This is a genomic window from Ensifer sp. SSB1 (genome assembly GCF_016652895.1).
Classification (GTDB): domain Bacteria; phylum Pseudomonadota; class Alphaproteobacteria; order Rhizobiales; family Rhizobiaceae; genus Ensifer.
In genome coordinates this window covers 1-9,401 of record NZ_JAEPRP010000195.1, presented here as the reverse complement: position 1 = coordinate 9,401, position 9,401 = coordinate 1, and the positions used below count along the sequence as shown (strand labels likewise).

Sequence of the window (9,401 nt, the reverse complement as noted above, 5' to 3'; positions counted from 1 at the left end):
GTATAGCTGAGGACGCTCTGCTCAATTCGACACACGCCTCCGTGCAGTCCGAATTGCGCGGAGCGGCCGCTATTCGGCGGGGCGAGCGGAGGAGGCAGGCCGAGCCACAGGGAACAATCGCCCGGCAGGGCCGTTCGACGCTGAACTGGCATCAGCAACGGAAGGCCGATCATGGTGGATCCGGTCCAGCAGACGGATTTATCGGACGAGAAGGACGGTAGTGTTGGGCGCGAGCGGCGCTCAACAACGGCCCAACCCGAACAGGACGGTAGCAGTTTCTCACGCAAGTTTGGCGCTGGCCTGATATCCGGGGCGGCCGATGACGACCCAAGCGGGATCGCCACCTACAGCCAGGTTGGCGCGCAATTCGGCTTCGCGCTCGGCTGGACCATTCTGTTCTGCTATCCGTTCCTGGTCGGCGTGCAGGGGCTGAGCGCCCGGATTGGTGCCGTAACCGGCCAGGGTCTCGCGCGGAATCTGAGACGGCACTATCCAGCGTCATTGGCGCGCGTGGCGACGTTGATGCTGTTGATTGCAAACGTCATCAACATTGGCGCCGATCTTGCCGCCATGGGTGCTGCCCTACAGCTCCTCGCCGGCGGCCCACAGCTTGTCTATGCCGTGACCTTCGGCATCGTCTGCGTGTTGCTCGAGATTTTCGTGCGTTACCGCCGCTATGCGACATTCCTGAAATGGCTGACGCTTTCACTCTTTGCCTATGTCGCGGTCGTCTTCGCCGTCGATGTTCCGTGGATGGAAGCGGCGCGGGGCATTTTCGTTCCCTCATTCACCTTCGGCGGCGAACAGGCAACGGCGCTCGTTGCCGTGCTCGGAACGACGGTCAGCCCCTATCTGCTTTTCTGGCAGGCAGGCCAAGAGGTCGAAGAACTCGAGCGGCGACATCACCCGAGATTGGGCGCGGCCCCGCAGGCCGCCGGGTCGGAGCTTGTGCGCATCGAGATCGATACCATCGTCGGCATGGCGCTATCCGGTGTGGTCGCCCTGTCGATCATGATCGCGACTGCCGCAACGCTCCACGCAAACGGAACGCCCCACATTGAAACCTCGGCACAGGCCGCCGAGGCTCTACGGCCGGTCGCCGGAAATGTTGCTTTCGCGCTTTTCGCCGCCGGCATCATTGGCACGGGCATGTTGGCAGTTCCCGTGCTTGCGGGCTCGGCCGCCTACGCCGTGGCCGAGCTGTTTCAATGGCCCGAAGGATTGGATCGCGCGCCGCGAAGGGCCAAGGCCTTTTACGGCACGATTGCACTGGCAACGCTTGGCAGCGCTATCGTCTTCCTCGTCGGGGTAGATCCATTCCTATTGCTCTATTGGAGCGCGGTCATAAACGGCATGCTCGCGGGGCCCCTCATCGCCATCATGACGATAATGGCCGCCAACCGCCGCATCATGGGCCAGCTCAAGGCGCCCTGGTGGATGTTGACGCTCGGCGGAGCGACCGCCCTGGTGATGCTGGCTGCAACGGCCGGATTGTTCTTGCTCTAGCAGACCGCCGCGAGAACCACTTCCGCGTCGGCGCGGGGAACCAACCGCCAGAGGCGCGAGTGGCTTGCCGGGTGTGCCATGAGTTCTGGCTCCAGTTCCTCGAGCCGGCACCTTCTCTCAGCTCCTTCTTCGACTTGGCTTCTTCCAACGACATGCCCAAAACGAGGGGCCTGGCGCTAATACCCGTTGGGGACTGCCAGTATGGGGGGCGGAACATAAAGGCCAACCGCGCATTGTTAAAAGAGCAACCAGGCTATCCCGAAAGGCAGTTTTCCCCATGCCTTCCACCCTTATGAAGGAAGAGCAAACGCAGCCGCTGGAAACTCAGGTCGTTGATCTCATTCCGGCATTGCGAGCGTTTGCACGGACGTTTGTCACCTCCAACTTCGAGGCGGATGATCTTCTACAGGAAACACTTTTCCGCGCGCTGCGCGGTATCGATGGGTTCGCGCCCGGCACAAATCTGAAGTCGTGGCTCTTCACCATAATGCACAATGCCTTCCGTACTCAGTACAAATTGCGCCGGCGTGAAGCGCCAGGCGTCATCAACTGCGCCGAATTGCCGATACCAATGGCACCGCCGCAGGAGTGGTGTGTGTTGAACTGCGAATTGCGTACGGCGCTGGAAACGCTGGCCCCCGTCCATAGGGAGGTTCTTGTCCTCGTCGCCGGCTATGGCCTGAGCTACAAGGAGGCGGCCGATCTCTGCGACTGCGCCGTTGGAACCATCAAGAGCAGGCTAAGCCGAGCTCGCGACGAGCTCGCATACCGCATGAACGGTGTGCCGGTTGAATGAACCGGCACGGTCAGATCACTGCAGGAAAATAAGGTAAACGGCGCCGACGATCGCCAAGCCGAAGAGAACGACGAAAGATCGCTTCGCGACACGATCGGTGTTCTGGCCCCGGACCACGCGTCGAGCCGCGTCAACGCGGGCAAGTCGCGCCTCGCTCAGATCGTCCTCGCCGGACCCAAGGCCCGCAGCCGCGTCTTCATCGTCCGCGTCACTGACGGCCTCATCAAGCAGGTGTAGCCTGCGCCGGTACTCGGCGCCGCTTTTGCCCTGGCGTTCAAGTTGGGCAAGGTTGTCGCCAAGGTCCGCCCGCTTCACCTTAAGGGTAAGCTCATTGGCAGCGGCGCGGATCGTCAATGCGTCCTTCGTTTCACCTGGTCGTCGCGTCAGACACTCGACGGCGGCCACGACCTCTGGCGAAAAGCCGGAATCCAACAGCCTTTCAGCTGTCCATCCCGGCGCTTTTTCGAGGACATCGTGCAGGAAAGCCACGGTCTTGGCCTTCTCACCCTCAACGGCATCGGCAACGCGCTGGCAATGCCGGACGTAGGGTTCACCTGCCTTGTCGCGCTGGCCTGCATGGGCGTGCACGGCGACTTCGCGCGCCCAGGCACGTTCTTCCGGCGCGGATAGCAGCACTGGGGAGCGCCACAATGAGTGCCTGTCGCGTGTGTCAGGCATCGTCAGGGCCTTTGGTTGTGTGCACCGCCCGGAGCAGTCACGCCCTTGAGGCCAATGCCGGCAAGCGCAGGATCGCGACGCGCCGCATCCGCCAGCGATACGATGCCGACGAGCCGCTTGTTGCGATCGACGACCGGCAAACGGCGCACCTGCACATCACCCATGTTGCGGGCGACTTCGGACACGTCTTCATCGTCAAAGCAGTATTTCACGTCGGCAGTCATGATATCGCCGACGCGCGTCTTGCCATCGCAACCGTCCGCGACACAGCGTACGACAATATCGCGGTCGGTGATCATTCCAACCAAGCGATCGCTTTCGCGGACCGGCAGAAATCCGATATCGTTTGCGGCCATTTCGCGCGCCACCGTCGAAACCATATCGTCAGGGCTCGCAACGTGAACGTCCCTTGTCATGATGTCAGCAATTCGCATGTGAATGCTCCTCTCTTGTTAGGCTTCTCTGGTTCAGGCGTCATCAGCGCCGCGGCCGGCCTTTCCATGCGGAGCGGTCGACGGAGCAACGAGGGTTCCGGTTTGGTCGTCAGCTGCTTGGTCCGTCGGATGGGGATGCTCACGCTCGGCCAATTCACGGCATGCCTGTTCCCAGTGGCGCTGGTCCTGACCTTCGGGCCGTCCCTCGCTTTCCCAGATCGCGTATGCGCGCCGACGAATGAGTTCCTGCCTCTCGTCCATGACACTGACCCTCCTCAAGTGTTAAGCTTTGCAAACTCTGAGAAGCTGGATTTGTTCCTGGCTCTGCCAAGGTTCGGTGGCGCAGGTCTGGCAATATCCAGGACGCATTCGGCGTTCATCTCGCTACTGCTGATGCGTTTCGACGAACTTCCATTGATTGCACAGCGGGCAGCAGCCGATAGGGCGCTCTTCAGCCGGACGAAAAGCGCTCACCATTCGTCGACGAGACGCAAGGAAGCCTATTTCGGCGCGATCGAAGAAGGGCAACTGGCGATTGGGGAAGATTGAGGAAGTCTACCTCAACTCGATGCCCGATTTCAGCGATCTATCTGGACAAGATTGATAACTGCGGCCGCTATGCTTCTGACATGCCCATGCCGGTTTTTTCGGTTGGGGATCAGCCGGCATGAAGTCGAGGTAGTACGACTTGCCCGGCTTGAACTGGATGGCAGCCTCTCGATTGTCGGCGCTCATCCGAGGGCCGCAAGAATTCCCCCTCGTGAAGCGTCTATCCAAGATCTGAACGTCTGCCGAATATCCAATGTGAAGGAACACGGTCGTGCCTTCCTTGCCGCCGCATGCTAATTTCGCGTGCACTCGTGCCGTCATTGACCTTCTCATTGGTTGATCCCGTACCGTCCCGGCACGCGTCCGTTCTGCGCATTTCTTGGGTTTTGCCTCGCGCCTCAATTTCATTTATTATTACATTCTAATCTACCATCCATGGGAGGGGAACAATGGAAATCAGCTGGTCGACGCTGGAGGCGGATTACCTCGGCGCCGACATTGAAGTCGTTTCGAGCGACCCCCTTCTTGGCCGTCTTCAACTCATGGCCGAGCAAGAGGAGGTCGTTGAACTCATGCTCGATCGAGCGACCGCTCAACACCTGGTATCCGTACTGATGAAGTTCCTTTCACACGGCGAAGGCGGAGACGCCCCGAACTTTTGAGCGGGAGGAAAGGAAAAACCTGCGTTTCTACCGCAAGTTTAAACTCTAATACTCACCGAACGAGGTAAGAACGCGGCGTGTACGAAAGTGGATTTCTAGCCCATTTGGATTAGTGGAAATTAAGTGCTGCCGGTCATTCGGTAACGGTCGCGCGCCGGTGCCTCGTTACGCTCACATTAAAGGGCTGAGGTAGGCCGTGGACAAAGCCAGCATCGCCCCCGTGGTGCTCATTTGTTTTCTCGCCACCCTCGAACCGAAAGTGGGGACGGCCCCACCGGTGGCGCCGGCAATCGTTCCTGGCCACTGAAGCCTGTGATGCTCCGTCCCGCGATGGAACACGAGCCTCCCAAAGGGTTTGCTTTAGATCGCAACGGCTACCGGAAAAAAACGCTTGCGTATCGTTGTGATTGCAATTGTCGCCTCGATCATGAGAATACGTGTTTTCAGGTACGTCGACGGCAGGTACGGCAACTCAGAAGGGGCGGCCATTGCGAAGGAACTCTCGGAAGAGTTAACAACGAAAGGTGCCGGACTCGTCCACCTCTCCGGCGGGAGGCAAGGTCGCCACTAACGCCATCATGGATGTGAGTAGAGGGCGCACTCTGCGCAAAGTCCGCGATCATGGGTGGTCGCAACCGCCAGCGCTGCCGTTATGCTTCCCCACAGAGAAAGAGGAACTTCAGACGACAAGAAGGACGTGGCCACAATCGCGGACCCGTTGACGCCGGGAAGGTCTACGAACTCATTGACTTCAAGGCAAAGAACAAGGGGAAGCGCTACGGCCGCCTGATCACCTATCCAGAGCGGCGCTAAATGATGCGGAACCGGTCGCGGCAATCAGTTGCGCGCCACGAAGGGAATTTTCGGTCAGTGCATGCGCTTCAAGACCGCGGCCTCTGGCTTGGCAGCGAGCGAGCCGAACTGCCTAAGATCCCGAATACCTCGGAAGCGCCAACCGAAACCGTCCCCCGACTTGTCGGAACCATGCGGGAAACCGTTGGTTCTTCATGGAAAACGAGGAAAAAGGAATGAGCCCGAGCCCATATCGACCCGGCGAGCAACAGCCGCCCGTTCCACAGCCGAACCGGATACCGCCCCCGATCGAGGAACCAGAACCCGAAGATTTGCCGGATGAAAAGCGGACGCCGAACCCGGACGAAGTCCGAGAACCACCCATTCACACCCAACGCGGCCCGTCATTTGGGTAACCGGGGAATGGTCGCTATCAGTTCGGCCCGAATGGGCTTTCGCTGTAGATGGTCGTCATCAACTCATGCAGCCACGCATCGAGCGGCTGTGCTCGCTCTCTTGTGGCCGCCAGGACGATCGCGCGTTCGAGCGTGCGCTCTACGAGGGAGTCCGCGGCCTTGATGCTCGACATCAGCACCCTGGCCCTGAGGCGCAGGCCGGGAATGAGATCTGTCACGAGTTGACCGGGCAAGCCCCCGCGGAGCGGGGCAAGGGTCGACATGTTCAGGAGATATTGCTCGAAAACCGCACTCACCAGGTCAGACGAACCGGCGCATTTGCTAAGGCGCGCCACCGAACTGAACCGCTCCGGAACGCTCAAATCGTCGTAGCCGCTAAAGAAGATCAAGGGGACCGATCGGCGTGCAAGCTCGTCCGCTACGGGAAAGACCAGCTCTCCGTTCAGGTTGATGTCGAGGACGGCAACCTGAATATCGTCCGCCGTCGACAGGCTTTTCAAGGCTTCTTGCACCGTTGGGGTGGGGCCGATGATGGTCGCTCCGGCTCTTTCGAGCCACAGGGCGATGTCATTTGCGACATAGAACTCATCCTCCGCCACCAGTACCCGCAAATGCTGCAGGTCCGGCATCATGTTTGGTCCTCGATCTCTCTGCCCACCTTAGTTCTCTTGGCGCTGCGCGCGCTCGGTGGCCGATGCTGCGGCTCGCCGGGAATCGAGAGCCCTCTGCAGCCTGTTGGCGAGTATCAACAGCCGATCCGGGATATCATCGACCAGCCCCGTGTCCGCGTTGAACGAGTGGGGAGCCGGATCGCCCATCAGCAAGTGATCGTTCTCACCGTCTATCTTCTTGCCCGAAGCCATCGCTTCTACCCTAGTCATCCATTAAAGTGCTTTGTCGGGCATGCCGCCGATAGTAGCGAAACCGATGGCAGGATACCCCCTCCGGGCGAAGAAGCCAAGCTTTCCAGTTCTCTGGCCGCAGTAGCGTCGCTTTGGAACGTAAGGCGACGTCGCCGGTTTGGCATATGAAATCCACTGCACCGATCAGATACGCGCGCATCTTTGACCGAAACAGCTCGTCGGCCACCGTGGTAGGTACCGCCACATTCGCCGCCCTGACGACACTTCTGGCCGCTGGCCCCACGGTTTCCCTGCCGGTCGATGGGACGCCGCCTGCTGATTGCAGAACCGGACACGCCGACCCGCAAGGCGAGCAGCCCGACACGCGGGCGCAAAAGCTGGAAAAATGTGGCGGCGTTCTCATTCCGCCCAGGAGGTGATCACGAACTGGTCGAACCCGCTCCGCCAACCGGGAAAACACGCATTATAAAACCGCGCGAACTGGCGCCCGATCAAGTCCCCGGTCAAGACACTCAGCAATGATCCGCTGAACATCGGGGCTTCCATCTCAGCGCGGTCATGTCGATCAGCTGATGGCAGCCTACCGGCTGGCACTCGAGGTAACACGCTCTATCGACGTCTTGGCACTGAAGACCTGGCGTCGTCCCTCCATGATCTCCAATTCACGAATAGCCGACTTCGCCGCATCGAGTTTCGCTTCGACCTGTACAATCCTCTTATACATGGTGAGGATCGCTGCCGAGACCACGAGAATATCGGCGATCACGATGACGACCGCTCCGGTAACGCCTTCAATGCCAAACAGGAGCAGCGTGACAGCGCCGACAAGCACCGCGATGGCGCTGTATCGCAGATTGCGCCCACCTGCGAGGAAAAGTACGGCCGGAAGAGCCGCGAGCAGGACCATCACGATCCCGGACGTGACCGCAATGCGCTGCGAAGCGAATTCGATGAGAGTATCCATAGCGGCCCACGGTTCGCAGAACCCGTTCAAGTTGCACGTCTGATCAACCGGGAACTCGGTATCGAACTCACCGGCATGCTGAGTGAAAGGCATTCATCAAAGTGTCATCGAAAATGGCTAAGTTGCCAAGACGACGGCCCCTTCGGCCGCTCCAGTCTGGGCTGGCTCGACGATTACCATTTTGAGGCGCTGGTCGTCAGCAGTCTCATTCGTGTATTTCGTCGTCGACCCTACCTCATTAGCGGTACGCGCCATTCGCCTTTTGGCGATACGATCGGCCAAAGGTATTCGCCGCCTCATCCCTCGCTTCAAATTGCTACGCACTAGTGCTGATGGCACGAATATTAGCGAACCTGATATGTTTTGCGCTGGCCGGCAGTTTGATCGGTCAACGGCGGAGCGGGATGACTTGGACTTACGGCGAACCGGCGTGCGAATGCCGGGACTGCTGCGTTTAAGTGCCACAGACCATTCGCTCCTCAAGCGTTCGTTTACTGCAGGCCCCTCCGCTGGTGCAGCACTAGCGGAACTTATCATTATGGATATTTGAAGGGATTTGAAGATGCAGGGCTCGACCGACCGTGTGATAGTAACACCGGAACCGGCGCTGCTCGACGTGAGGGAAATCATCGATTTTCTTCGCCGGCGTTGGAAGTTCATATCGTTCACCGCCGTCGTGACGCTCGCAGTTTTCGTCGCGATCTCGCTCGTCGTCACACCGTCATATACGGCCATTTCCAGGATACTGCTCGACACTCCCAAAGACTATATCCTGTCTCAGGACGCCGGGCCTGAGCTGCGAGACAACTCCACATTCATCGAGAGCGAAATCGCCGTCCTGACGTCCGCCTCGCTGTTGCAGAAGGTGGTCGAAAGCGAAGGGTTGGCGGTAGATCCTGCCCTTGAGGCCGGAGCCCTGACATGGCTGGAGGGCGCGCTCGAAGTCTCGCGCGTCGGCCTGGCAGATGTCATCGAGCTTAACGTAACGTCGCATGATCCCGAACAGGCGGCCCGCCTCGCCAATGCGCTTGCCCAAGTATACGTGCAAGACCGCATCGAGTCTCGTTACGAGGGAGCCAAGAAGGCTTCCACCTGGTTGAGCGAACGCGCCGGAATTCTGCGCGAGGAACTGAGCCGCTCGGAAAACGCCGTGCAGAAGTTTCGCGCTGAGCACAATCTTCTGGCGACGCAGTCCGGAAGCCTGACAGGACAGCAACTGTCCGAGTTGAACATTGCCCTCATCAACGCCCGCGCCGAACTGGCAACGAAACGCTCGAAGTACGAGCAGGCAGAAAAAGTCCTTGGTTCGGGCGGCGATGCGCAGACCCTTCCCGATGTGCTTCAGTCCGACGTCGTCAACGCGCTGCGTACCCAGGCTGGTGTCATCACCCGCAAGGAAGCGGATCTACGGTTGCGTTATGGCGAACAGCATCCTGAGGTGATGACCGTCCAGGCGGAGCACCGCGACATAGAACAGCAGATCGGCGCCGAGATTCAACGTCTCGTCGGGAACCTCAGAAACGAGGTTGAAGCTGCTGAAGCTCGCGAAGCTGCGCTGTCTCGGGCGCTGGCGTCGGTATCTGGCCAATCGGCGGTCGAAGATCAGGTCGGCGTGCAGTTGCGCGATCTGGAACGGATCGCTGCCGCAAACAAGGAACTGTTCCAGACGTTCCTTTCCCGCGCCAAGATCGCCGAAGAAAAATCGACTCTGCTGAGCAGCGGTGTGCGCGTCATTACCCGC

Annotated in this window: 10 protein-coding genes and 1 pseudogene; 5 read left to right on the top strand and 6 right to left on the bottom strand. The window is 59.6% G+C overall.

Going from position 1 to position 9,401, the window contains the following annotated elements:
- The first annotated feature begins 171 nt into the window (after positions 1-171).
- Positions 172-1,506 carry an Nramp family divalent metal transporter gene (locus tag I8N66_RS31895; protein WP_291162773.1) on the top strand — a complete coding sequence of 445 codons (1,335 nt, stop codon included), beginning with the start codon at positions 172-174 and terminating at the stop codon, positions 1,504-1,506.
- Between the two features lie 277 nt (positions 1,507-1,783).
- Positions 1,784-2,302, top strand: a complete 519-nt coding sequence (locus I8N66_RS31890) for a sigma-70 family RNA polymerase sigma factor (protein ID WP_291162770.1) — start codon at positions 1,784-1,786, stop codon at positions 2,300-2,302.
- 15 nt (positions 2,303-2,317) lie between these two features.
- Here I8N66_RS31890 and I8N66_RS31885 read toward each other — a convergent pair whose 3' ends face one another.
- The 3 genes and pseudogenes from I8N66_RS31885 to I8N66_RS31875 all read right to left on the bottom strand — a co-directional run.
- Positions 2,318-2,938, bottom strand: a complete 621-nt coding sequence (locus tag I8N66_RS31885) for an HD domain-containing protein (RefSeq protein WP_365888198.1) — start codon at positions 2,936-2,938, stop codon at positions 2,318-2,320.
- A gap of 44 nt (positions 2,939-2,982) precedes the next feature.
- Positions 2,983-3,414 (bottom strand): CBS domain-containing protein, encoded by a 432-nt coding sequence (locus tag I8N66_RS31880; protein ID WP_291162766.1) that lies wholly within the window; start codon positions 3,412-3,414, stop codon positions 2,983-2,985.
- A 150-nt stretch (positions 3,415-3,564) separates the two neighbouring features.
- Positions 3,565-3,675: pseudogene (locus I8N66_RS31875) on the bottom strand (DUF2934 domain-containing protein); the annotation flags it as partial.
- A gap of 737 nt (positions 3,676-4,412) precedes the next feature.
- Between I8N66_RS31875 and I8N66_RS31870 the strand changes: the two are divergent.
- Together I8N66_RS31870 and I8N66_RS31865 are read left to right on the top strand one after the other, a co-directional pair.
- Positions 4,413-4,625, top strand: a complete 213-nt coding sequence (locus I8N66_RS31870; RefSeq protein WP_291162763.1) for a hypothetical protein — start codon at positions 4,413-4,415, stop codon at positions 4,623-4,625.
- A gap of 1,028 nt (positions 4,626-5,653) precedes the next feature.
- Positions 5,654-5,833: a hypothetical protein gene (locus tag I8N66_RS31865; protein ID WP_291162794.1), complete on the top strand. Its 180-nt coding sequence runs from the start codon at positions 5,654-5,656 to the stop codon at positions 5,831-5,833.
- Positions 5,834-5,850: 17 nt separating this feature from the next.
- On the opposite strand, the gene I8N66_RS31860 is transcribed toward I8N66_RS31865, so the two are convergent.
- The 3 genes from I8N66_RS31860 to I8N66_RS31850 form a co-directional block, all read right to left on the bottom strand.
- Positions 5,851-6,465: a response regulator gene (locus I8N66_RS31860; RefSeq protein ID WP_291162760.1), complete on the bottom strand. Its 615-nt coding sequence runs from the start codon at positions 6,463-6,465 to the stop codon at positions 5,851-5,853.
- 27 nt (positions 6,466-6,492) lie between these two features.
- Entirely contained in the window at positions 6,493-6,696 is a 204-nt protein-coding gene (locus I8N66_RS31855; protein ID WP_291162757.1) for a hypothetical protein, read from the bottom strand.
- A gap of 580 nt (positions 6,697-7,276) precedes the next feature.
- The gene (locus tag I8N66_RS31850) at positions 7,277-7,660 is read right to left on the bottom strand and encodes a hypothetical protein (protein WP_291162754.1); all 384 of its coding nucleotides are present in this window, start codon (positions 7,658-7,660) and stop codon (positions 7,277-7,279) included.
- A 562-nt stretch (positions 7,661-8,222) separates the two neighbouring features.
- On the opposite strand from I8N66_RS31850, the gene I8N66_RS31845 reads away from it, so the two are divergent.
- The coding region (locus tag I8N66_RS31845; protein ID WP_291162751.1) for a GumC family protein at positions 8,223-9,401 on the top strand (1,179 nt) is incomplete at its 3' end.